General features: G+C 65.2%; 22 protein-coding genes. 11 read left to right on the top strand and 11 right to left on the bottom strand.

Features of this window, described 5'->3' with window-relative positions:
* The first annotated feature begins 326 nt into the window (after nt 1-326).
* The 10 genes from kdsD to JHD77_RS21190 all read left to right on the top strand — a co-directional run bounded on the left by kdsD (nt 327) and on the right by JHD77_RS21190 (nt 7,413).
* Entirely contained in the window at nt 327-1,307 is a 981-nt protein-coding gene (gene kdsD, locus JHD77_RS21235; RefSeq protein WP_003094347.1) for an arabinose-5-phosphate isomerase KdsD, read from the top strand.
* Entirely contained in the window at nt 1,307-1,846 is a 540-nt protein-coding gene (locus tag JHD77_RS21230) for a KdsC family phosphatase (protein WP_003112742.1), read from the top strand. Before kdsD ends, JHD77_RS21230 begins: the two co-directional genes overlap by 1 nt.
* 8 nt (nt 1,847-1,854) lie before the next feature.
* Nucleotides 1,855-2,427 (top strand): LPS export ABC transporter periplasmic protein LptC, encoded by a 573-nt coding sequence (lptC, locus tag JHD77_RS21225; RefSeq protein WP_003094353.1) that lies wholly within the window; start codon nt 1,855-1,857, stop codon nt 2,425-2,427.
* Nucleotides 2,414-2,941, top strand: a complete 528-nt coding sequence (gene lptA / locus JHD77_RS21220) for a lipopolysaccharide transport periplasmic protein LptA (RefSeq protein ID WP_003120916.1) — start codon at nt 2,414-2,416, stop codon at nt 2,939-2,941. Before lptC ends, lptA begins: the two co-directional genes overlap by 14 nt.
* Nucleotides 2,941-3,666 carry an LPS export ABC transporter ATP-binding protein gene (gene lptB, locus JHD77_RS21215; RefSeq protein WP_003094355.1) on the top strand — a complete coding sequence of 242 codons (726 nt, stop codon included), beginning with the start codon at nt 2,941-2,943 and terminating at the stop codon, nt 3,664-3,666. The genes lptA and lptB overlap by 1 nt, the downstream gene beginning before the upstream one ends.
* 225 nt (nt 3,667-3,891) lie before the next feature.
* Entirely contained in the window at nt 3,892-5,385 is a 1,494-nt protein-coding gene (locus JHD77_RS21210) for an RNA polymerase factor sigma-54 (RefSeq protein WP_003094357.1), read from the top strand.
* 77 nt (nt 5,386-5,462) lie between these two features.
* Nucleotides 5,463-5,771, top strand: coding sequence for a ribosome hibernation-promoting factor, HPF/YfiA family (hpf, locus tag JHD77_RS21205; protein WP_003094359.1), 309 nt, complete (start codon nt 5,463-5,465; stop codon nt 5,769-5,771).
* A gap of 13 nt (nt 5,772-5,784) precedes the next feature.
* Complete coding sequence (ptsN, locus tag JHD77_RS21200; RefSeq protein ID WP_003098853.1) at nt 5,785-6,249, top strand: PTS IIA-like nitrogen regulatory protein PtsN; 465 nt, start codon at nt 5,785-5,787, stop codon at nt 6,247-6,249.
* 1 nt (nt 6,250) lies between these two features.
* On the top strand, nt 6,251-7,111 hold the full coding sequence (rapZ, locus tag JHD77_RS21195) for an RNase adapter RapZ (RefSeq protein ID WP_003094361.1): 861 nt from the start codon (nt 6,251-6,253) through the stop codon (nt 7,109-7,111).
* A 29-nt stretch (nt 7,112-7,140) separates the two neighbouring features.
* Nucleotides 7,141-7,413: an HPr family phosphocarrier protein gene (locus tag JHD77_RS21190; RefSeq protein WP_003094362.1), complete on the top strand. Its 273-nt coding sequence runs from the start codon at nt 7,141-7,143 to the stop codon at nt 7,411-7,413.
* 96 nt (nt 7,414-7,509) lie between these two features.
* Here JHD77_RS21190 and JHD77_RS21185 read toward each other — a convergent pair whose 3' ends face one another.
* The 6 genes from JHD77_RS21185 to pmbA form a co-directional block, all read right to left on the bottom strand.
* On the bottom strand, nt 7,510-8,442 hold the full coding sequence (locus JHD77_RS21185) for a ZIP family metal transporter (RefSeq protein ID WP_003120918.1): 933 nt from the start codon (nt 8,440-8,442) through the stop codon (nt 7,510-7,512).
* Between the two features lie 18 nt (nt 8,443-8,460).
* Nucleotides 8,461-9,072 (bottom strand): superoxide dismutase, encoded by a 612-nt coding sequence (locus JHD77_RS21180; protein ID WP_003098862.1) that lies wholly within the window; start codon nt 9,070-9,072, stop codon nt 8,461-8,463.
* Between the two features lie 12 nt (nt 9,073-9,084).
* On the bottom strand, nt 9,085-9,534 hold the full coding sequence (locus JHD77_RS21175; RefSeq protein WP_003094369.1) for a hypothetical protein: 450 nt from the start codon (nt 9,532-9,534) through the stop codon (nt 9,085-9,087).
* Between the two features lie 27 nt (nt 9,535-9,561).
* Nucleotides 9,562-10,938, bottom strand: coding sequence for a class II fumarate hydratase FumC (gene fumC / locus JHD77_RS21170; RefSeq protein WP_003112741.1), 1,377 nt, complete (start codon nt 10,936-10,938; stop codon nt 9,562-9,564).
* On the bottom strand, nt 10,931-11,326 hold the full coding sequence (locus JHD77_RS21165; RefSeq protein ID WP_003094374.1) for a hypothetical protein: 396 nt from the start codon (nt 11,324-11,326) through the stop codon (nt 10,931-10,933). Before JHD77_RS21165 ends, fumC begins: the two co-directional genes overlap by 8 nt.
* 147 nt (nt 11,327-11,473) lie before the next feature.
* The gene (gene pmbA / locus JHD77_RS21160; protein WP_003110024.1) at nt 11,474-12,823 is read right to left on the bottom strand and encodes a metalloprotease PmbA; all 1,350 of its coding nucleotides are present in this window, start codon (nt 12,821-12,823) and stop codon (nt 11,474-11,476) included.
* Nucleotides 12,824-12,921: 98 nt separating this feature from the next.
* On the opposite strand from pmbA, the gene yjgA reads away from it, so the two are divergent.
* Nucleotides 12,922-13,446 carry a ribosome biogenesis factor YjgA gene (yjgA, locus tag JHD77_RS21155; RefSeq protein ID WP_003094378.1) on the top strand — a complete coding sequence of 175 codons (525 nt, stop codon included), beginning with the start codon at nt 12,922-12,924 and terminating at the stop codon, nt 13,444-13,446.
* A 30-nt stretch (nt 13,447-13,476) separates the two neighbouring features.
* Here yjgA and tldD read toward each other — a convergent pair whose 3' ends face one another.
* The 5 genes from tldD to JHD77_RS21130 are packed head-to-tail and all read right to left on the bottom strand — an operon-like array spanning nt 13,477 to nt 21,761.
* Entirely contained in the window at nt 13,477-14,919 is a 1,443-nt protein-coding gene (tldD, locus tag JHD77_RS21150; RefSeq protein ID WP_003098866.1) for a metalloprotease TldD, read from the bottom strand.
* 2 nt (nt 14,920-14,921) lie between these two features.
* A complete protein-coding gene (locus tag JHD77_RS21145; RefSeq protein ID WP_003112739.1) occupies nt 14,922-15,770 on the bottom strand; it encodes a carbon-nitrogen hydrolase family protein in 849 nt (282 codons plus the stop codon).
* A 49-nt stretch (nt 15,771-15,819) separates the two neighbouring features.
* Nucleotides 15,820-19,650, bottom strand: coding sequence for a YhdP family protein (locus JHD77_RS21140; protein ID WP_023086634.1), 3,831 nt, complete (start codon nt 19,648-19,650; stop codon nt 15,820-15,822).
* 14 nt (nt 19,651-19,664) lie between these two features.
* Entirely contained in the window at nt 19,665-21,122 is a 1,458-nt protein-coding gene (gene rng, locus JHD77_RS21135; protein WP_003094386.1) for a ribonuclease G, read from the bottom strand.
* Nucleotides 21,123-21,155: 33 nt separating this feature from the next.
* Nucleotides 21,156-21,761 carry a Maf family protein gene (locus JHD77_RS21130; RefSeq protein WP_003107169.1) on the bottom strand — a complete coding sequence of 202 codons (606 nt, stop codon included), beginning with the start codon at nt 21,759-21,761 and terminating at the stop codon, nt 21,156-21,158.

The raw sequence follows: 21,761 nt of genomic DNA, 5'->3' as shown, positions 1-21,761 counted from the left end.
ACTATAGCACTGCGGCGGGTTCTGGCCCAAGGCCTGGCACCGTGCCGTTCAGCTTGGATTCAGCTTGTTCGGAGCGTTCTCTCAGCCCTTTAGGACATATCGCACACTTCAGGTTCACTACGGACAGAAAAAAATCGCGTCGACGTCGAATATATCGACATTTATGCAGTCATAGCGCGGAGTGCAGATAACGGCGGCGTAACAGAGCATTGCAGTCCATACAACATTGCGCCGCGGGGGATGCGGACCGACTTCACAGCATGGCTGGTGTAAGCGGGGCACGCTTTCCCGTTATAATCCCGCCTTTAATCCAGGCGCCACATTCGTTGAACATGAGCCAGAACCTCGATTTCATCCATTCCGCCCAGCGCACCATCGGCCTCGAGCGCGACGCGGTAGACAGCCTGCTGGCGCGGATTGGCGACGATTTCGTCAAGGCCTGCGAACTGCTGCTGGCCGGCAAGGGCCGGGTCGTCGTCGTCGGCATGGGCAAGTCCGGTCACATCGGCAAGAAGATCGCCGCTACCCTGGCCAGCACCGGCACCCCCTCCTTCTTCGTGCATCCGGCCGAGGCCAGCCATGGCGACATGGGCATGATCACCAAGGACGACGTGGTCCTCGCCCTGTCCAACTCCGGCTCGACTGCCGAAATCGTCACCCTGTTGCCTCTGATCAAGCGCCTGGGCATCACCCTGATCAGCATGACCGGTAACCCCGAGTCGCCCCTGGCCAAGGCTGCGGAAGTGAACCTGGACGCCAGTGTCGGCCAGGAAGCCTGCCCACTGAACCTGGCCCCGACCTCCTCCACCACCGTAACCCTGGTCCTCGGCGACGCCCTGGCGATCGCCCTGCTCGAAGCCCGCGGCTTTACCGCGGAAGACTTCGCCTTCTCGCACCCGGGCGGTGCGCTGGGCCGCCGACTGCTGCTGAAGGTGGAAGACGTCATGCACGTTGGCGAAGGGCTGCCGCAGGTGCTGCTCGGCACCTCGCTGACCGGCGCGCTGATGGAAATGACCCGCAAGGGCCTGGGCATGACCGTAGTGCTCGACGAACATGGCAAGCTTGCCGGCATTTTCACCGATGGCGACCTGCGTCGCGCCCTGGATCGGGGCATCGACGTCCGCCAGGTCACCATCGACCAGGTGATGACCGTCCACGGCAAGACCGTCCGCGCCGAGATCCTCGCCGCGGAAGCCCTGAAGATCATGGAAGACAACAAGATCGGCGCACTGGTGGTGGTCGACGCGGACGACCGTCCGGTCGGCGCCCTGAACATGCACGACCTGTTGCGCGCAGGAGTGATGTAATGAGCGATACCCATTCGGCCGCGGAACTCCCGGTCCGGGCCAGCCGGATACGCCTGGCGATTTTCGACGTCGACGGCGTGCTGACCGACGGCAAGCTGTATTTCCTCGTCGACGGCAGCGAGTTCAAGACCTTCAACACCCTGGACGGACATGGCATCAAGATGCTCATCGCCTCCGGCGTGCGCACCGCCATCATCACCGGCCGCGACACTCCGGTGGTCGAACGGCGCGCGCGCAACCTGGGCATCCAGCATCTCTATCAGGGCCGGGAAGACAAGCTCGCCGTCCTCGACGAACTTCTCGGCGAACTCGGACTAGGCTATGAGCAAGTCGCCTACCTTGGCGACGACCTGCCCGATCTGCCGGTGATCCGCCGCGTCGGCCTGGGCATGGCGGTAGCCAGTGCCGACCCGTTCGTGCGCCAGCATGCCCATGGCGTCACCGCGGCCCGCGGCGGCGAAGGCGCCGCCCGCGAGTTCTGCGAACTGATCATGCGCGCCCAGGGTACGCTCGAAGCCGCCCAGAGCGCCTATCTGTAGAGCCGACCATGCCGAAGACACTACGCCAGAAACTGCTGCTCGCCCTGATCGCCCTGTTGCTGATCGTCGCGGGCTACTACTGGAACGTCGGGCTCGAGCTGTTCAACGAACAGCCGACCCGTCCCGGCCAGGACAATACCATCGACTACTATGCCGAGAATGCCCATAGCCTCCAGTACCAGGAGGACGGCAGCCTCGACTACGAGATGACCGCGGTGAAGCTGGAGCACCAGAAAGCCACGGACATCACTTTCGTCACCACCCCCGACCTGCTGCTCTTCCGTGGCAACGTGCAACCCTGGCACATCCAGAGCGCCCGCGCCGAAGTCGGACCGAAAGGCAAGGAGGTCGAACTCATCGACGACGTGCGCGTCGCACGTACCGATGCCAAGGGCCAACCAAGCATCCTGACCACCACTCGGCTGACCGTATTCCCCGACAAGAATTATGCACAGACCGAGCAAGCCGTTAAAATCGACGCGGCCAATGGAGTGACGACGGCTGTTGGAATGAAAGCGTATCTGAAAGACAGCCGGATGCACCTGCTGTCCAACGTAAGAGGTCAGCATGAGGTTCGTTAATACCCTCCCCCTTATTTTCGGTCTGACTGCCGCCCTCGGCAGCTCCATGGCCTTGGCCCTGCCTTCGGACCGCGAACAACCGATCCGCGTCCAGGCCGACAGCGCCGAACTGGACGACAAGCAGGGCGTCGCGGTCTACCGCGGCGACGTCGTGGTGACCCAGGGCAGCACCAAGCTGACCGGCAACACCGTGACCCTGAAGCAGGACAAGAACGGCGACATCGAGGTCGTGACCTCAGTCGGCAAGCCTGCCTACTACGAGCAGAAACCCGCTCCGGACAAGGACGTGACCAAGGCCTATGGCCTGACCATCCAGTACTTCGTCACGCAGAACCGGGTCGTGCTGATCGACCAGGCCAAGGTGATCCAGGAAGGCAACACCTTCGAAGGCGAGAAGATCGTCTACGACACCCAGCGCCAGATCGTCAACGCGGGTCGTGCCACCGGCTCCCAGGTGACCAGCCCGCGCCCGCGCATCGACATGGTCATCCAGCCGAAGAAAAAGGCCCAGTAATGGCAACGCTCAAAGCCCAGCACCTGGCCAAAAGCTATAAAGGCCGGCAAGTCGTCCGCGACGTCAGCATGTCCATCGATAGCGGGCAGATCGTCGGCCTGCTCGGTCCGAACGGTGCCGGCAAGACCACCTGCTTCTACATGATCGTCGGCCTGGTCCAGGCCGACCAGGGCGTGGTCCGCATCGACGAGCAGAACGTCACCCACCTGCCGATGCACGGGCGCGCCCGGGCCGGCATCGGCTACCTGCCGCAGGAAGCCTCGATCTTCCGCAAGCTGTCGGTATCCGACAACATCATGGCGATCCTCGAGACCCGCAGCGACCTCGATCGCAACGGTCGCAAGGAAGCCCTGGAAGGCCTGCTGCAGGAATTCCACATCCACCACATCCGCGACAACCTCGGCATGAGCCTGTCCGGCGGCGAACGACGCCGGGTGGAAATCGCCCGCGCCCTGGCCAGCGCGCCGAAATTCATCCTCCTCGACGAGCCCTTCGCCGGCGTGGACCCGATCTCGGTCGGCGACATCAAGCAGATCATCCATCACCTCAAGGCGAAGGGTATCGGCATCCTCATCACCGACCACAACGTCCGCGAGACCCTGGACATCTGTGAAACGGCGTATATCGTCAATGATGGGCAGTTGATCGCGGAAGGGGATGCCGAGAGCATCCTCGCCAACGACCTGGTCAAGGAAGTCTACCTGGGGCACGAGTTCCGCCTCTGAAGAAATCTCCTAGCGCGCCCTCCGGCCTCGCCGGAGCGGTTCCGCTCGCCCGCGGTTTCGCAACCACGAGTGCCGCCTGGAGCGGATGATTTATTCAGAGCAACCCTAGGCAAAGTACGAAAATTCAGGCATATAATTTGCTTCCTGGCGGTGCCGCCACCTCGGCACCCGTAGTAGTGGATGGTGCCATCCGGTACCAGCGAATAAGGTACTAAGCCCTCAGCCATGAAACCATCGCTAGTCCTCAAGATGGGCCAGCAGCTGACGATGACGCCGCAGCTGCAACAGGCCATACGCCTCCTCCAGCTATCCACCCTGGACCTCCAGCAGGAAATCCAGGAAGCGCTGGAATCCAATCCCATGCTCGAACGCCAGGAAGACGGCGACGATTTCGACAACAGCGACCCTCTCGCCGATGGCGCCGAACAGGCGGCCAGCGCGCCCCAGGAGAGCCCTCTCCAGGAAAGCGCCACGCCCAGCGTCGAAAGCCTCGACGACGACCAGTGGAGCGAACGCATACCCAGCGAGTTGCCGGTGGATACCGCCTGGGAAGACATCTACCAGACCAGCGCCAGCAGCCTGCCCAGCAACGACGATGACGAGTGGGACTTCACCGCGCGCACCAGCAGCGGCGAGAGCCTGCACAGCCACCTGCTCTGGCAGGTCAACCTGGCACCGATGTCGGACACCGATCGGATGATCGCGGTGACCATCATCGATAGCATCAACAACGATGGCTACCTCGAAGAGTCCCTCGAAGAAATCCTCGCCGCCATCGATCCGGAACTGGACGTCGAGCTCGACGAAGTGGAAGTCGTGCTGCGCCGCATCCAGCAACTGGAACCCGCCGGCATCGGCGCCCGCAACCTGCGCGAGTGCCTGCTGCTGCAACTGCGCCAGTTGCCGTCCACCACGCCCTGGCTGAACGAAGCGCTGCGCCTGGTATCCGACTACCTCGACCTGCTCGGCGGCCGCGACTACAGCCAATTGATGCGGCGCATGAAGCTCAAGGAAGACGAACTGCGCCAGGTCATCGAGCTGATCCAGTGCCTGCATCCCCGGCCCGGTTCGCAGATCGAATCGAGCGAAGCCGAATACATCGTCCCCGACGTCATCGTGCGCAAGGACAACGAGCGCTGGCTGGTCGAGCTGAACCAGGAGGCGATGCCACGCCTGCGCGTCAACGCCACCTACGCCGGCATGGTCCGCCGCGCCGACAGCAGCGCCGACAATACCTTCATGCGCAACCAGTTGCAGGAAGCCCGCTGGTTCATCAAGAGCCTGCAGAGCCGCAACGAAACGCTGATGAAGGTCGCCACCCAGATCGTCGAGCACCAGCGCGGTTTCCTCGACTACGGCGAAGAAGCCATGAAGCCGCTGGTCCTGCACGACATCGCCGAAGCGGTGGGCATGCACGAATCGACCATTTCGCGGGTCACCACGCAGAAATACATGCATACGCCGCGCGGCATTTTCGAGCTGAAATATTTCTTTTCAAGTCACGTCAGTACCGCCGAAGGCGGGGAATGCTCGTCCACCGCGATCCGCGCGATCATCAAGAAACTGGTGGCCGCGGAAAATGCGAAAAAGCCATTGAGCGACAGCAAGATCGCTGGTTTACTGGAGGCACAGGGCATTCAAGTGGCTCGCCGCACCGTCGCCAAATACCGCGAATCCCTGGGCATAGCCCCTTCGAGCGAGCGCAAGCGACTGGTGTGACGTTGATCCACGCCAAGGTGTTCCGGAGGCAGGTTGCTAACCTGCCACTTACACACGGGCAACAAGGAGAACGCGGTATGCAAGTCAACATCAGTGGCCATCAACTGGATGTGACCGACGCCCTGCGCGACTATGTCGGCGAGAAACTGAGCCGTCTGGAGCGCCATTTCGACAAGATCACCAATGTTCAGGTGATCATGGAGGTCGAGAAACTGAAGCAGAAGATCGAAGCCACCCTGCGCATCGCCGGTGGCGAGATCGTAGCCAATGCGGAACATGAGGACATGTACGCGGCCATCGACCTGCTGATCGACAAACTCGACCGTCAACTGATCAAACACAAAGAGAAGTATCTCGAACGGCAGCAAGGCGTAGGCGCCCGCTGATCTCCCCTCCCCTATGATCCGACTTGAGCAAATCCTGACCCCCGGCCGTTCCCTCGTGAACGTGCCGGGCGGCAGCAAGAAACGCGTACTCGAACAAATCGCCAACCTGGTAGCCAGGGAGCTGCCGGAGTTCGACGCCCAGACCATCTTCGAAAACCTGGTGGCCCGGGAAAAACTCGGTTCCACCGGCTTCGGCAATGGCATCGCCATTCCGCACTGCCGCCTGTCTGGCTGCCAGAGCCCCATCAGCGCCGTGCTGCACCTGGATGCTCCCGTGGACTTCGACGCGCTGGACGGCGCGCCGGTCGACCTGCTCTTCGTCCTGCTGGTACCGGAGGCCGCGACCGAAGAACATCTCGAACTGCTCCGGCAGATCGCCGCCATGCTCGACCGTGCCGACGTACGCGACCGCCTGCGCAGCGCTCCCACCGCCGAAGCGCTTTATCAGATCGTGGTAGACGTACAGAACGGGCAATGACATGCGCCTGATCATCGTCAGTGGCCGCTCGGGCTCGGGCAAGAGCACCGCCCTGAACGTCCTCGAAGACAACGGCTTCTATTGCATCGACAACCTTCCCGCCAGCCTGCTTCCCGACCTGGCGCAGCGCGCCCTGTTGCACACGGAGCTACTGCAGCCACAGGTGGCGGTGTCGATCGACGCCCGCAACCTGCCCAGCCAGTTGCAGCGCTTCCCCGAACTGTTGCAGGAAGTGCGGGACAACCACATCAACTGCGATGTGCTGTATCTCGACGCCGACGACGAGACGCTGCTCAAACGATTCTCGGAAACCCGCCGGCGCCACCCGCTGACCACCGACACCCGTTCGCTGGCGGAGGCGATTGGCGACGAGAGCCAATTGCTCGGACCGATCGCCGACCTCGCCGACCTGAAGCTGGACACCACCAGCCTCAACCTCTATCAGCTGCGCGACACCATCAAACTGCGCCTGTTGAACAAGCCGGAGCCCGGCACCGCGTTCCTCGTCGAATCCTTTGGCTTCAAGCGCGGCATGCCAGTCGACGCCGACCTGGTGTTCGATGTGCGCTGCCTGCCGAACCCCTACTGGAAGCCCGAGTTGCGCGATCATTCGGGGCTGGAGCCGGAAGTCCGCGAGTATCTGGCCGCCCAGCCGGACGTCGAGGAAATGTACCAGGACATCGTCGGCTACCTGAACAAATGGCTGCCGCGCTTCGCCGCCAGTAACCGCTCATATGTAACAGTTGCGATAGGCTGTACCGGCGGGCACCATCGTTCGGTCTACCTCGCCGAGCGGATTGGCGCTGCACTCAGGGATTCCCTGAAGAACGTGCAGATTCGCCACCGCGATCTCAGCAGCTAGCCCATAACAAGAAGGACAGACTCCCCAAGATGCCCGCCCTCGAGATCACCATCATCAACAAGCTCGGTCTGCACGCCCGCGCGGCCGCCAAGTTCGTCGGCGTCGCGGGGCGCTACCCTTGCCAGGTCCGGGTCGGCCGCAATCCTGAAAGCTGCGTCGACGGCAAGAGCATCATGGCCGTGATGATGCTGGCTGCCGGCAAGGGCACCAACCTGCACCTGCATACCGAAGGCGAACAGGAAGACGAGGCGTTGAACGCGCTGGTCGAACTGATCAACAACAGGTTCGACGAGGGCGAGTAGGCTCTTCCCAGCGACAGCGAAAAAGCCGCCAACTGGCGGCTTTTCCTTTCCGGCGATTGCGGCCGGCGTCAATTCAGCGCGCGTCGGATGAATCCCCTAGCCCAGCGCGGTATCCAGCACCATCATCAGGCAGAAACCGAACACCAGGCCCAGCGTAGCCTCGGCGGCATGTCCCTGGCGGTGGGACTCGGGAATGATCTCGTGGGTGACCACGAAGAGCATCGCTCCCGCCGCGGCGGCCAGCCCCCAGGGCAGGAGCAGCGCGGAGAGGCCGACCAGCCAGGCGCAGAGCACCGCGAACAGCGGCTCGACCAGGCCCGACGCGGCACCGACCAGCATCGCCTTGAAACGCGACATACCGACTCCGGCCAGCACCAGCGCCACCACCAGACCTTCCGGCACATCCTGCAGAGCGATGCCCAGGGCGAGGCCGTTGGCCTCGTCCAGGCCGGCACCGGCCGACACGCCAACCGCCATGCCTTCGGGGATGTTGTGCAGGACGATGGCCGTGACGAACAGCAGGATGCGCGGGGGAATGCCACCGGACAGTGGCGCGCCCTCGCAACCGGGATGGACGTCCGGCATCAGCCGGCCGAGGATGAACAGCCCCATCACGCCGACCGCCAGGCCGAAGCTGACCAGGAACCCCGCGCCGAACTTCGAGTAGCCGAGGTCGCCGGCCGCGGATAGCGCCGGCATGATCAGCGAGAAGGCCGTCGCCGAGAGCATCACGCCGGCACCGAAGCCCAGCAGCGCATCCGACAGGCGCGCCGGCATGGTCTTCACCACCAGCACCGGCATCGCCCCGAGAGCGGTACCGAAGGCACAGAGCAGGCCGCCTTTCAATGCCAGCACGATGGGCGCCGGCAGGTTGAGTTCGGCCAGCAACAGCGCGTGGCGGCCGAGCAGGTAGCCGCCGCCGATGAAGATCAGCAGGCCCAGCAGGTTGCGCAGCGTCCGCCCGTTACCTTCGGCGATGCCATGGAGCAACGCCTTCATCGCCGCACCGCCAGGCTGCCGGCCAGCCATCTCGCATCACGGGTAACACTAGGCCAGGGCTTGCGCATAGCGACGCGCGACCTCCCGCCAGTCGATCACGTTGTAGAAAGCGCCGATGTATTCCGGGCGGCGGTTCTGGTACTTCAGGTAATAGGCATGCTCCCATACGTCCAGGCCGAGGATCGGCGTATTGCCGTTCATCAGCGGGCTGTCCTGGTTGCCGCTGCTCTCCACCAGCAAGCTGCCCTGGGGAGTCACGCTGAGCCAGGCCCAGCCGCTGCCGAAGCGGGTCAGCGCAGCCTTGGTGAACGCATCCTTGAACGCCTCGAAGCCCCCGAGCTGCTCATCGATGGCCCGCCCCAGGTCGCCATCGGGACGGCCACCGCCCTGGGGCGACATCACGGTCCAGAACAGCGAGTGGTTGGCATGCCCACCGCCATTGTTGACAACCGGGGTGCGCAGCTTCTCCGGCAGACCAGCCAGTTGCCGCAGCAGACTTTCCACCGGCTGCTCGGCATAGGGCGTGCCTTCCAGCGCGGCGTTCAGGTTGTTCACATAGGTCTGGTGGTGCTTGCTGTGGTGGATCTCCATGGTCAGCGCATCGATGTGCGGTTCCAGGGCATCGTAGGCGTAAGGCAAGGGCGGCAAGGCGTGGGGCATGGAAACTCTCCGTCAGTGATAGCGAAGTGAGGGGGGCGGAGCGAGGAACTCGGGTCGGACCTCCGCGTTCGGCGGTCCCTTGAGCAGGCGCTCGGTGCGCGGATAGGCACCGTGTTCGCCGATGAACGACAGCAGTTCGACATAGGTGCGCCGGCTGTGATGCTGGGCCGCCTGGCGCAGGGCCAGCGGCAGCTTCTGGTCGGCGCTGACCCGCAACAGGCGCTCGTGGCAGGCGCACAGGTATTCTGCGGTCTCCTCCGGTTGCTCCAGTTGCAGGTGCAAGTCGGCCAGGTTGTGATGGGAAATGACGAACGCCATCACCGCCTCGTCGGCGTCGCCCCAGCGTTCCAGCAGCACCTGGGCCAGGGCCAGGGCATGGAGGTAGTGCTCACGCGCATCGATCAATGCGCCGGTGACGAAACAGCGGTTGCCCTGTTCGATCGTTCGTTGCCAATGACGCATGGCGGTACCTCCAGTGGTGGGGCGGCCTCAGAGGCCGCCAGCCGTGAGTTTTTCCGGATCCAGCAACACCTCCAGGCGCGCACGGTCCAGATCGGTGTTTTCCAGCGCCACATCGATGATCGGCCGTCCCTCGCGATAGGCCTGCTTGGCGATTTCCGCAGCCTTCTGGTAGCCGATGATCGGGTTCAGCGCAGTGACCAGGATCGGGTTGCGCGCCAACGCCTCGCTGAGCTTGCCCTGGTTGACCTTGAAGCTGGCGATGGCCTTGTCCGCCAGCAGCCGGCTGACGTTGGCCAGCAACTGGATGCTGTGCAACAGGTTGTCGGCCACCAGCGGCAGCATCACGTTCAGTTCGAAGTTGCCCGATTGGCCGGCGACGGCAATGGCGGCGTCATTGCCGATCACCTGGGCGGCGACCATCGCGGTGGCCTCCGGGATCACCGGGTTGACCTTGCCGGGCATGATCGAGGAGCCTGGTTGCAGCGCTTCCAGCTCGATCTCGCCGAGCCCGGCAAGCGGCCCGGAGTTCATCCAGCGCAGGTCGTTGGCCAGCTTCATCAGGGTCACGGCCAGGGTCTTCAACTGGCCGGACGCAGCGACCGCCGTGTCCTGCGAACCGATCAGGGCGAAGAAGTCGTCGCCGGGGCGGAACGCCAGCCCGGTCAGGTCGTTCAGCTCCTGGCTGAAACGTTCGGCGAACCGCGGATGGGCGTTGATCCCGGTGCCCACCGCGGTGCCGCCCTGTGCCAACTGCTGCAAGGCAGGAAGTACGCTCTCGATGTGCACGCCGGCCTGTCGCACCTGCTGCGCCCAGCCACCGAGCACCTGGCTCATGCGTACCGGCATCGCATCCATCAGGTGGGTGCGGCCGGTCTTCACATAGGCATGCACTTCGCCGGCCTTGCTCTGGATAGTCTGCTCCAGGTGGCGCAGCGCCGGCAGCAGGCGTTCGCTGATCTCGAGGGCGGCACTGATGTGGATGGTCGAGGGAATGATGTCGTTGCTGCTCTGCCCGCAGTTCACATGGTCGTTCGGATTGACCTTGCCGCCCAGGCGACGACTGGCCAGGGTCGCCACCACTTCGTTGGCGTTCATGTTGGAACTGGTGCCGGAGCCGGTCTGGAACACATCCACCGGGAAATGCTGCATGAAGTCCTCCTGCAGCAGTTGCAGGCAGGTGTCGGCGATCGCCTCGCCCATCGGTGCATCCAATTGCTGCAGGGAGACGTTCGCCCGCGCCGCCGCGGCCTTGGCCAGCAGCAGGGCGCGGACGAAGGCCTGGGGCATGCGCTGGCCGCTGACCGGGAAGTTGTTCACCGCGCGCTGGGTCTGGGCGCCATAGAGGGCGGTCGCCGGGACCGCCAGTTCGCCCATGCTGTCGCGTTCGATGCGGGTGTCAGTCATCTTGGTTTCCTTGTTGCGGGTGATCGAAGCTCATCGACGGCGCCAGGTCCTGCCTGGCCATTCGTACGGAGAGCTGGCGCAGCCGGCGTCGCTGGCTGCCGTTGGTGGTCAGTCGCTGAAGTTCGCAGAGGGGCCGGTAGGCGTAGTCGAGGCAGAGGCTGCGCCAGTGCCAGGGCAATATCGGATCGCGACCGGTATCGAGCAGGAGGTTGTAGGCTTTCTCGAACAGCGGCCAGGCGGCCACACCTTCCCAACCGGCGAGATAGCGCGCCTCGCCGAGGTACTGGTCGAGCAGGCGCGGTTCGTCGGGATCGAGCGCGCAGCGGATCTGCGTGCCCAGCCAGTACCAGTGATCCAATGCTTGCGGGTCGTGCGCCTCGAAGGACATGGCAACCTCACCAGACGATAATGAGATTGATTATTGTTTTCTTCTTGGTAAAAGACAAGCATGGTCCCCATAGAGGCGGACAATCGAACAGGCGGAAACGAAAACGCCAGCGACGAGCGCTGGCGTTCTACAGAGGGAAACCCGGCCTCAGCGCCCGGCTACCATCATCGACTCGACCAGTACAGAACCGGTATGCAGGTTGCCGCGCCGTTCGATGTCCTTGCCGACCGCGACGATACGGCGGAACAGGTCGCGCAGGTTGGCGGCGATGGTGACTTCCTGGACCGGGAACTGGATCTCGCCGTTCTCGACCCAGTAGCCGGCGGCGCCGCGGGAATAATCGCCGGTCACCAGGTTGACGCCCTGCCCCATCAACTCGGTGACCAGCAGGCCACGCCCCATCCGGCGTATGAGAGCGGCCTGGTCCTCGTCGCCATGGCTGACGAACAGGTTATGCACGCCGCCGGCGTTGGCCGTGCTCGGCAGGCCGAGCTTGCGCCCGGAATAGGTGCCCAGGACATAGGACACCAGCTCGCCGTTCTCGACGAATGGCTTGGCGTAGGTGGCCAGGCCGTCGCTATCGAAGCTGGCGCTGCCGAGCGCGCCGACCAGGTGCGGCCGCTCGTCGATGCTCAGCCACTCGGGAAACAGGCGCTGGCCCAGCGCGCCTTCGAGGAAGGATGACTTGCGATACAGGCTGCCGCCTGAGATCGCCCCGAGGAAATGGCCGAACAGGCCAACAGCGATTTCCGGAGCGAACAGCACCGGCACTTCGGCGGTCTGCACCGGCCGCGCGCCCAGTCGGCTGGCGGCGCGCTCGGCGGCGCGCCGGCCGATCGACTCGGCGCTGGCCAAGGCCTCGCCACGGCGGTTGACGTCATACCAATAGTCACGCTGCATCTGTCCTTCGCCCTCGGCGATCATCACGCAGCTGAGGCTGTGCCGGGTGCTGGCGTAACCACCGATGAAACCGTGGCTGTTACCGTATACCCGGCAGCCCTGGTGGGTATTCAGGGTGGTGCCGTCGGCCTTGGTCACCCGCTTGTCGGCGGCGAACGCCGCTGCCTCGCAAGCCAGGGCACGTTCCACGGCCTGCTCGGGACTCAGGCTCCATGGATGATAGAGGTCCAGCTCGGGCAACTCGCGGGCCATCAACGCGGCATCGGCGAGACCGGCGCATTCGTCCTCGGAGGTATGGCGGGCGATCGCCAGCGCCGCCGCCACCGTCTCGCGGATGGCCGCCTCGCCGGTCGCCGAGGTGCTCGCCGAACCCTTGCGCTGGCCTGCGTAGAGGGTGATGCCGAAACCTTGGTCACGGTTGAACTCGACGGTTTCCACCTCGCCCTGGCGCACGCTGGTGGACAGGCCCTGCTCCAGCGACACCGCCACTTCGCAGGCACTGGCGCCCTGGCGGCGGGCCTCGGCGATGATCTGCTCGACCTGCTCGCGAAGGTCCGGAAGCACGGAGGGACCGACTGCCGCGGCATGTAGACTCATCTGTTGACTCTCCTGTTGACGTGGCCGCCCACGCGGCCGGGCCGGACAAGCGGCCCCTGACTCGTTATCATGGCGGCGTTTTCCACTGGACCACCACCATGGCTGAATTTCACGACGACGACTCGCAATTCGAAGAGAAGAGCAAGTCGCAGATCAAACGCGAGCTGCATGCCCTGCAGGACCTCGGCGAGCGCCTGACCACCCTGCAACCGCAGTTGCTGGAGCGCCTGCCGCTCACCGACCCGCTACGCAAGGCGCTGCTCGAGGCGCCGAAGCACAAGGCGCACATCGCCCGCAAACGGCATATCCAGTACATCGGCAAACTGATGCGCGACCAGGACGTGGACGCCATCGTCGCCCTCATCGACCAGGTGGACTCCTCCACCCGCCAGTACAACGAACGTTTCCATGCCCTCGAACGTTGGCGCGACCAGTTGATCGCCGGCGGCGACGCAGCGCTGGACGCCTTCGTCGGGGAGTTCCCCGAGTGCGATCGCCAGCACCTGCGCGGCCTGGTCCGCCACGCCCAGCACGAGGCCGCGCACAACAAACCGCCGGCCGCCGCACGCAAAGTGTTCAAGTACATCCGCGAACTGGACGAAACCAAGCGCGGCCTGCGCTAGGTTTCGCCGCGCCGGCGCCCGGGCCATGCCTCAGGCGCCGGTGCCGCCGACGGTGATCGCATCGATCTTCAGGGTCGGCTGGCCGACGCCGACCGGCACCGACTGACCGTCCTTCCCGCAGGTTCCCACGCCACTGTCCAGGGCCAGGTCGTTGCCGACCATGGACACCCGGCTCATCGCTTCCGGACCGTTGCCGATCAGGGTGGCGCCTTTCACCGGGGTGGTGATCCTGCCGTTCTCGATCAGGTAGGCCTCGCTGGTGGAGAACACGAACTTGCCGCTGGTGATATCGACCTGGCCACCGCCGAGGTTGGCGCAGTAGATACCCTTCTCCACCGAGGCGATGATTTCCTGCGGATCGCTCTCGCCGGCCAGCATGTAGGTGTTGGTCATGCGTGGCATCGGCAGGTGCGCGTAGGACTCGCGGCGGCCGTTACCGGTGCGCGCCACGCCCATCAGTCGGGCGTTGAGCTTGTCCTGCATGTAGCCCTTGAGCACGCCGTTCTCGATCAGCACGTTGCAGTTGCTCGGCGTGCCTTCGTCATCCACGCTCAGCGAGCCGCGACGCCCGGCCAGGGTGCCGTCGTCGACGATGGTGCACAGGCTCGAGGCGACCTTTTCGCCGACCCGGCCGCTGTAGGCGGAGCTGCCCTTGCGGTTGAAGTCGCCCTCCAGGCCGTGGCCGACCGCTTCGTGGAGCAGGACCCCGGACCAACCCGCGCCCATCACCACCGGCAGGGTGCCGGCCGGCGCGGGAATCGCCTCGAGGTTGACCAGCGCCTGGCGCAGGGCCTCGCGGGCGTAGCCCATGGCACGATCCTCCTGGAGGAAATAGCGATAGTCGGTGCGACCGCCGCCGCCGTGGCCGCCGCGTTCGCGTCGGCCGTTCTGTTCGACGATCACGCTGACGTTGAAACGCACCAGCGGACGAATGTCGGCGGCCAGAGAACCGTCGCTGGCCGCTACCAGGATCTGCTCCCAGACGCCGGCCATGCTCACCGTGACCTGCTGGATGCGGGGATCGAGCGCACGGGTAGCGGCGTCGATCTGCTTCAGCAACTCGACCTTCTCGGCACGGCTGAGCACGTCCAGCGGGTTCTCGCCGGCGTACAGGCGAGCCGGCACCACGGCCTTGAACGCCTGCACGCTGCCGTTCTGTCCCGCACGGGAAATCGAACGGGCCGCCACCGCGGCCTGTTTCAACGCCTCGGCGGTGATCGCATTGCTATAGGCGAAGCCGGTCTTCTCGCCCGACTGCGCGCGTACCCCGACACCCTGGTCGAGATTGAAGCTGCCTTCCTTGACGATGCCGTCCTCGAGCATCCACGACTCGGAGACCTGACTCTGGAAATACAGGTCGGCGGCATCGATGCCCGGGCCGTTCAGTTCATGAAGAATGCCGGGCAGGCTGTCCAGTTCCAGACCACCGGGGGCCAGCAATTGCTGGCTGACGGATGACAACAACTCGCTCATATTCACTCCGTACGCGCCGGCCGCGGTTCGGCCGGCGGGAAAAATCGTCTGTGCGCCACCACCGGCATGCGCCGGCGGATATCCGCCTGTTCTGCGGCGTCGCGCACCGCCAGCAGCACCGCTTCGCCCTGCGGCCGCTCGGCCAGGACCCGGCCCCAGGGATCGACGATGGCCGAATGGCCGAACGTCTCCCGGCCCCGTGGGTGAACGCCACCCTGTCCGGCCGCCAGCAGGTAGCACTGGGTCTCGATGGCACGGGCGCGGACCAGTACCTGCCAGTGCGCCGCGCCGGTCACCGCGGTGAACGCCGACGGCGCCGTGATCAGTTCCGCGCCGGCCTCGCGCAGGGCGGTATAGAGCTCCGGAAAACGCAGGTCGTAGCAGACCGTCAGGCCGAGGCGGCCGACCGGCGTATCCGCCACCACGATCTTCTGACCGAAAGCATAGTCGTCGGATTCACGATAGCGGCCCCGCGCATCGGCTACATCCACATCGAACAGGTGCAGCTTGTCGTAGCGGGCGACCCGCTCTCCGTGCTCGTCGATCAGCAGCGAACAGGCATTCGCCTTCGCCTCGGGTTGCCCATCCGGCGGCAGCGGCAACGTTCCGGCGACTATCCACAACCTGAGGTCGCGAGCGGCGGAATTCAACCACGGCAGGATAGGCCCGTTCCCCCGCGCCTCGGCGCGCCCCAGTTCGGCCAGGTCGCGCCGGCCCATGGCGGCGAAGTTTTCCGGTAGCACGGCGAGCCGCGCCCCGCCCTCGGCGGCCTGTTCCAGCAGGCGACGGGCGGCAGCCAGGTTGGCCGTCACGTCGTCCTGGCTGACCATCTGGATCACGGCAATGGACATGGTTTCCTCCTTGCGGACGAAAGCGCCGCGTCGCGGCACCGGGCGCCGCTCAGCGGGGCTTCTCGAATGGCTTGTCGAAGCTGATCTTCGGATCCTGCCAGGGGCCCTTGACGCTGTATTGCACGCTGGCGAAGCGCGAGACCCGGTCGCCGAGCAGCTTGTCGACGACGAAGACCGCGCCGCCGACCGCCGGACCGCCAACTATCAGTGCCGCCAGGGTCAGGTTGTTGGTCAATGGCAAGGTCACCAGCAGCTTGGCGTCGATCCGATCGTGAGCCAGGTCCAGGGTACCGTTCAACTCCAGGTTGCTCGACGGTCCTTCCAGCTTCAGCGGCTCGCGGGTGACGTAGACGCCGTCGGTGGCGGAGAGAACCCCCTTCACCCGGTCATAGCTCAGTCCCTTGCCGAGGATGTCCGAGAAATCCAGGCGCAGCCGGCGGTTGATCGCGTTGAAATTGAGCAGGCCAAACACTCGCAGCGCCTGGGCGCTGCCTTCGACCTCGACGAACTGCCCCTTGCGCAGCGATGCATCCATGCTGCCGCTGAAGCGCTTCAGGGCCATGTAGGCCGGCGATCCCGGCCACTGGCCGTTGATATCCATGCGGAAACGTTCGCTGGTGGCACTCGGCGCGAAATTCCAGGCCTTGAGCACATCCGCCAGGTTCTTGCCCTCGATCCGGCCCTGATAGGTGCTGCGGGTATTGCCCGGACTGCCGTCCCAACGCAGGCTGCCGTTGACGTGCAGGCCACGCAGGTCGAGGTCCAGGTCGTTGAACGCCACGCCGTTGCTGCCCGGCCGTACCTTCAGGCTCCAGGCGCCCAGCGGCTGGCCGCCGAGGGCGACCTGGCCGATCTTCACGTCTACCGCCGGCAGGCTGCGCGGATCGACGGCGGCCAGCGGGTCCGAGTCCTCCACCTTGTTCTCGTCGGGAAGGGTCGACTTCGGCAGGTTCAGGCGGTCCAGATCGACCACGATCGGCGCGCCCCTGGCATCCGGCAGGACCAGGCGCCCCGATGCGAGGTCGCTGACCAGCACCAGTTGCCAGGCCCGCTCCTGGCGGGCCAGGTCGACGGTCAGGTTCTTCAGCTCCTGGCCGAAGCCCTTGAAGCTGTCGATGCGCAGGTCGGCGCCGCGCAGCAGGCCCGCAGCGCTACTGGCGGCCTGGTCGCCGTTGCCGTAGCGCTTCAGGGTGGCCTGCCAGGCGTCCCAGTCCAGTTCCGCCAGACGCCCGCGCACCCGCAGCCCCTGTGCCGAGGGCAGCAACGCCGGGTCACCGCCCAGGCGCAGGGCGCCGCGTCCGTTCAGCGGCTTGTCCGCCGGGGCCGCATAGGCCAGGCTGGCGAGGCCGTCGTAACGCGCCCAGTAACGTCGTTCGGCGCCATCCAGGGTCATCCGCCATTGGGTCGGCCGCGCCTGGGCGGCCGTCTTGCCGAACGGCGCCGGCAGGTCGACGACGGCGCCCTTGAGATCCGAATCGATCTGCAATTGGCTGTCCTTGCCATCCAGCAGCAGGTTGAGCTGGAACGGCAGGCGTCCCGAGACCGGCAACGGACGCTGGCCAGCGCCGAGCCAGTCGCTCAGCGACTTGACCGCCACCTGGCCGTTGAGCAGCAAGCGCGTGCGCGCATCGCCGCGCCCCTCGGCGACGATCCGCCCGCGTACCTCGCTGCCCAGCACCCGGGCCTGCACCGCCGGGGCGCTCAGGCCCTTGGCCAGGTCGAAACGGAAGTCGCCCTTCACTTCGCTCATATCCAGCTTCGGACTGGGCATCTTCAGGGTCGCGCCCACGGTGGAGAAATCCACGACCACCCCGGTCTTGCCGGCCTCGTCGTGGTCCAGCGGAATATCCAGCTTCAGGTGGCCCTGCAAGGGCCCATCGCCCTCCCAGCCGGCGAAGATCTTGCGGGTCGGGATCGGCGCTTCCTGGAGCAGCTTGATGCCGTCCTTCAGGTTACTGTCGACGGCCCCATCCACATACAGGTGCGGCGTCTGTCCCGGACGGCCGAGGGGAATGTCGACCTTGACGTCGCTGACCCGGGAATTCAACAGATTCCCGCTGGAGGCCAGCACGCGGACTCCGGAATCCTCGACGAACACCTCGCCGACCGTTTTGCTCAGGACGGGCCAGCCGGGCTGGTAGGCCAGCTCGCCGTCGCGGACCTTGAAGTAGAGGTTCATGACGTGGGCTTCGGCCGCCGCGCCGCGGTTCAGCGAGCCCTGCCACTGGAAGTAGCCCTGCTCGACATGGCCACTGCGGATCGCCGTCTTCAGCCAGTTCGCCAGGCTTTTGTTCATTCCCGGCAACTGGGTCGGCAGGTACTTGGCGGTGAAGCGCGCGTCGCCGTCGCTGAGGCCGACCTGCAGGTCCATGTAGTCTTCAGCGCCGGGATCGCGCATCAGGCGGATCAGCATGTCGCCGGCCAGGCGGCCCTCCTCGCCCTCGACCCGCATCAGGTGGCTGCCGAGGGTGAAGGCGCGGTCGTCCAGGCTCCAGAACATCCGCGTGCGAGCCTCGCGGTAGCGCCACGGCTCGGGAAACACCTTGGCCAGGTGCAGCATGAAATCCTGCGCCGATGCGTCGAGCTGGCCTCCAGCCAGGGTGCCGGTCAAGGTGCCGCTGACATTTTCCACTGCCGGAACCTCATGGAACGCCGAGATACCGACCTTTTCCAGGTTGGTCGCGTAGCTGACCCGCTCGGGCACCTCCCGCTGCGGCCAGAAATCGGCGTTCAGGTTGTGCAGGATGCCCTTCGGCTTCAGGCCCGCCACCCACTCCGCCGCCGCGTCCGGCAGCGGCGCCAGCGCTTCTATCGCCGGCACCAGGGGCGTCAGGTCGACGCGGTCGGCCTGCAGCTTCCAGTGTGGCTCGTTGTTCTGCTGGTCGCGACGCAACAGCAACTCCACCTCGCCCCAGCGCTGCTCGCCGAAATTCGCCGCCAGGTCGCCGACCCGAACCTTCCAGCCCTGCGCTTCGCGATCGAAGAACAGGTTCATGCCCAGGTCGTTGATTTCCACCGGCTTGCGCGCGGCATACGACGCCTTCAACTGCGGCGCCAGCAGCCGTGCCACCAGCCGTTGCGCCTTGCCGTCGCGCCAGTCGAACCAGAAGTCGCCGCCGGCCTTGGCCCGGACGATCGTCCATTCCTGGGTCAGACCGGCCGGCAACCATTGCGCCCAGTCGCTCTGCGGCAGGCTGAGATAGAACCTGGCGCTGCTGCGCGGCCAGTCCTCACTGTCGATCCGCCCTTCGGCGTGCAGCGCCAGGGGTTGGCCATCCGGCAGTTGCAGGCGGGCATCGAGACTCTGCCCACCAACCGATGAACTGCGCAGGGTCGCGCCGACCGCGCTGAGCGACAACGCTGCGCTTCCCCGCGGCGCCACCTCCAGTTGACTGTCCAGCAGCGAGATGCGTTGGGTCTGCAGCAGGAATTGCAGGAGTTTCCGGGGATCGCTGGGCTTGTCACTGTGCGGCAGGCCATCCAGGCTCCACTGGCCATCCTCGCCTTCGCGCAGGGTCAGCTTGAGTCCCTCCAGCTCCAGGCTGCCGATCCGCACCTGGCGCGCCAGCAGGCTGCCGAGCAGGTCCGGCGCCAGCCGCACCCGCGCCAGGCGCAGACTCTGTTCGCCGTCGCCGACCTGAATGTCGCGCGCTACCACCAGAGGCTCGAAGCCGCGCCAGGAGCCCGTCAGTTCGGCAATCCGCACCGGTATGCCGAGTTGCTTGCCAGCTTCGTCCTCCAGCTGCTGGCGGTATTCGGCCACCAGCGGCACCAGTTGCCGGCCAAGGCTGACGTACAGCGCCAGCAGCACCAGTACCAGGGCGCACAGACCCAGGACGATCCGTAGCAGTCGCGTTCCGAGGCTTCCCACATCCGCCATTTCAGCCATACGCCTCAGAGCAGGACCACGTCATATTGCTCCTGCGAGTACATCGCCTCGACCTGGAACTTGATGGTGCGGCCGATGAACGCCTCGAGATCGGCGACGTTACCCGACTCCTCGTCGAGCAGCCGGTCCACCACCTTCTGGTTGGCCAGCACCAGGTAGGAGTCGGCCTGGTAGGCACGTGCCTCGCGGAGAATCTCGCGGAAAATCTCGTAGCAGGTGGTTTCCGCAGTCTTCAGCATGCCGCGTCCCTGGCAGCAGGGGCACGGCTCGCAGAGGATCTGCACCAGGCTTTCGCGGGTGCGCTTGCGGGTCATCTGCACCAGGCCCAACTCGGTGATGCCGATGATGTTGGTCTTCGCGTGGTCGCGCTCCAGTTGCTTCTCCAGGGTGCGCAGGACCTGCCGGCGATGCTCCTCGTCCTCCATGTCGATGAAGTCGATGATGATGATCCCGCCCAGGTTGCGCAGGCGCAGTTGGCGGGCGATCGCGGTGGCCGCCTCGAGGTTGGTCTTGAAGATGGTTTCCTCGAGGTTGCGATGGCCGACGAAGGCGCCGGTGTTCACGTCGATGGTGGTCATCGCCTCGGTCGGATCGACGATCAGGTAGCCGCCGGACTTCAGCAGTACCTTGCGCTCCAGGGCTTTCTGGATTTCGTCCTCGACGCCGTAGAGATCGAAGATCGGTCGCTCGCCCGGGTAGTGTTCGAGGCGATCGGAAATCTCCGGCATCAATTCTTCGACGAAGGAAGTGATCTTCTGGAAGTTCTCTCGCGAGTCGATGCGGATCTTCTCGATCCGCGGGTTCACCAGGTCGCGCAGTGTACGGATCGCCAGGGACAGGTCTTCGTAGATCACCGAAGGCGCGCCGACGGTCTGGATCTGCGCGGCGATCTGGTCCCATAGCCGGCGAAGGTAGCGGATGTCGGCGAGAATCTCGTCCTCGCCCGCGCCTTCCGCGGCGGTGCGCAGGATGAAGCCGCCCTGCCCCTCGATGCCTTCCGCCGCCACGCAGTCGGCCACCACCTTCTTCAGGCGCTCGCGCTCGACTTCGTCCTCGATCCGCAGGGATATCCCGACATGGCTGGTGCGCGGCATGTACACCAGATAGCGCGAAGGAATCGACAGGTGGGTGGTCAGCCGTGCGCCCTTGGTGCCGATCGGATCCTTGGTCACCTGCACCACCAGCGCCTGCCCCTCATGGACCAGGGCACTGATGCTTTCCACGGCACTGCCTTCGCGATTGGATATCTCGGCGGCATGGATGAACGCCGCACGTTCCAGGCCGATGTCGACGAACGCCGCCTGCATCCCCGGCAGTACCCGTACCACCCGCCCCTTGTAGATATTGCCGACGATGCCGCGCCGCTGGGTGCGTTCGACATGCACTTCCTGCAGGACGCCGTTTTCCACCACCGCCACGCGCGACTCCATCGGCGTGATATTGATCAGGATCTCTTCGCTCATGCGTCCACTGTCCTTATTTCGGCGCGTTAGGCGTTACGGCGGGTTGCCACCCACGGGCTGCCAGCAAGGGATGCCGAATTCCCTCAACAGTTCCGCAGTTTCACACAAAGGCAGCCCGACCACCGCACTGTAACTGCCTTCGATGCGGCTGACGAATATCGCTCCGAGGCCCTGGATCGCATATCCGCCCGCCTTGTCCGCCGGCTCGCCGCTCTGCCAGTAGCGCAGCGCTTCTTCCGGGGCGACCTGGCGGAAGCGCACCCGGCACTCCACTACCCGCGCCTCGACGCCGCCAGCGGCGGCCAGGGCCACGGCGGTGAGAACCTGGTGTTCGCGCCCGGACAGCGCAGCCAGCATGGCCAGCCCCTCGGCCTGGTCCACGGGCTTGCCGAGAATTCGCCCGTCGATCACCACCGAGGTATCCGCGCCCAGGACATAACCGTCCTCGCCGCGCCCTTCCAGCATAGCCAGCCCGGCGGCCGCCTTGCCGCGCGCCAGGCGCTCGACGTAGGCGGCGGGCGCTTCGTTCGGCAAGGGGGACTCGTCGATAGCGGTGACGAGCACGGACAGCGGAACGCCGATCTGGGTCAGCAGTTCACGGCGACGGGGCGAGGCGGAGGCGAGATACAGCGACGGCAT

Origin of the sequence: Pseudomonas sp. P20, from assembly GCF_016463925.1 — a bacterium.
Classification (GTDB): Bacteria; Pseudomonadota; Gammaproteobacteria; order Pseudomonadales; family Pseudomonadaceae; genus Pseudomonas; species Pseudomonas aeruginosa.
Note: the sequence above shows the minus strand (reverse complement) of the source record. Positions and strands in the feature narration are given on the sequence as shown.

What these genes read in the sequence shown, in the direction of transcription:
- JHD77_RS21130 (WP_003107169.1), bottom strand. Translation starts at nt 21,761, where the DNA reads ATGCCGTCGCTGTATCTCGCCTCCGCCTCGCCCCGTCGCCGTGAACTG.
- yjgA (WP_003094378.1), top strand. Translation starts at nt 12,922, where the DNA reads ATGGCTGAATTTCACGACGACGACTCGCAATTCGAAGAGAAGAGCAAG.
- JHD77_RS21165 (WP_003094374.1), bottom strand. Translation starts at nt 11,326, where the DNA reads ATGTCCTTCGAGGCGCACGACCCGCAAGCATTGGATCACTGGTACTGG.
- lptC (WP_003094353.1), top strand. Translation starts at nt 1,855, where the DNA reads ATGCCGAAGACACTACGCCAGAAACTGCTGCTCGCCCTGATCGCCCTG.
- JHD77_RS21185 (WP_003120918.1), bottom strand. Translation starts at nt 8,442, where the DNA reads ATGGCTGGCCGGCAGCCTGGCGGTGCGGCGATGAAGGCGTTGCTCCAT.
- JHD77_RS21175 (WP_003094369.1), bottom strand. Translation starts at nt 9,534, where the DNA reads ATGCGTCATTGGCAACGAACGATCGAACAGGGCAACCGCTGTTTCGTC.
- rapZ (WP_003094361.1), top strand. Translation starts at nt 6,251, where the DNA reads ATGCGCCTGATCATCGTCAGTGGCCGCTCGGGCTCGGGCAAGAGCACC.
- tldD (WP_003098866.1), bottom strand. Translation starts at nt 14,919, where the DNA reads ATGAGCGAGTTGTTGTCATCCGTCAGCCAGCAATTGCTGGCCCCCGGT.
- pmbA (WP_003110024.1), bottom strand. Translation starts at nt 12,823, where the DNA reads ATGAGTCTACATGCCGCGGCAGTCGGTCCCTCCGTGCTTCCGGACCTT.
- ptsN (WP_003098853.1), top strand. Translation starts at nt 5,785, where the DNA reads ATGATCCGACTTGAGCAAATCCTGACCCCCGGCCGTTCCCTCGTGAAC.
- JHD77_RS21210 (WP_003094357.1), top strand. Translation starts at nt 3,892, where the DNA reads ATGAAACCATCGCTAGTCCTCAAGATGGGCCAGCAGCTGACGATGACG.
- JHD77_RS21190 (WP_003094362.1), top strand. Translation starts at nt 7,141, where the DNA reads ATGCCCGCCCTCGAGATCACCATCATCAACAAGCTCGGTCTGCACGCC.
- fumC (WP_003112741.1), bottom strand. Translation starts at nt 10,938, where the DNA reads ATGACTGACACCCGCATCGAACGCGACAGCATGGGCGAACTGGCGGTC.
- lptA (WP_003120916.1), top strand. Translation starts at nt 2,414, where the DNA reads ATGAGGTTCGTTAATACCCTCCCCCTTATTTTCGGTCTGACTGCCGCC.
- JHD77_RS21140 (WP_023086634.1), bottom strand. Translation starts at nt 19,650, where the DNA reads ATGGCGGATGTGGGAAGCCTCGGAACGCGACTGCTACGGATCGTCCTG.
- rng (WP_003094386.1), bottom strand. Translation starts at nt 21,122, where the DNA reads ATGAGCGAAGAGATCCTGATCAATATCACGCCGATGGAGTCGCGCGTG.
- JHD77_RS21230 (WP_003112742.1), top strand. Translation starts at nt 1,307, where the DNA reads ATGAGCGATACCCATTCGGCCGCGGAACTCCCGGTCCGGGCCAGCCGG.
- lptB (WP_003094355.1), top strand. Translation starts at nt 2,941, where the DNA reads ATGGCAACGCTCAAAGCCCAGCACCTGGCCAAAAGCTATAAAGGCCGG.
- hpf (WP_003094359.1), top strand. Translation starts at nt 5,463, where the DNA reads ATGCAAGTCAACATCAGTGGCCATCAACTGGATGTGACCGACGCCCTG.
- JHD77_RS21180 (WP_003098862.1), bottom strand. Translation starts at nt 9,072, where the DNA reads ATGCCCCACGCCTTGCCGCCCTTGCCTTACGCCTACGATGCCCTGGAA.
- JHD77_RS21145 (WP_003112739.1), bottom strand. Translation starts at nt 15,770, where the DNA reads ATGTCCATTGCCGTGATCCAGATGGTCAGCCAGGACGACGTGACGGCC.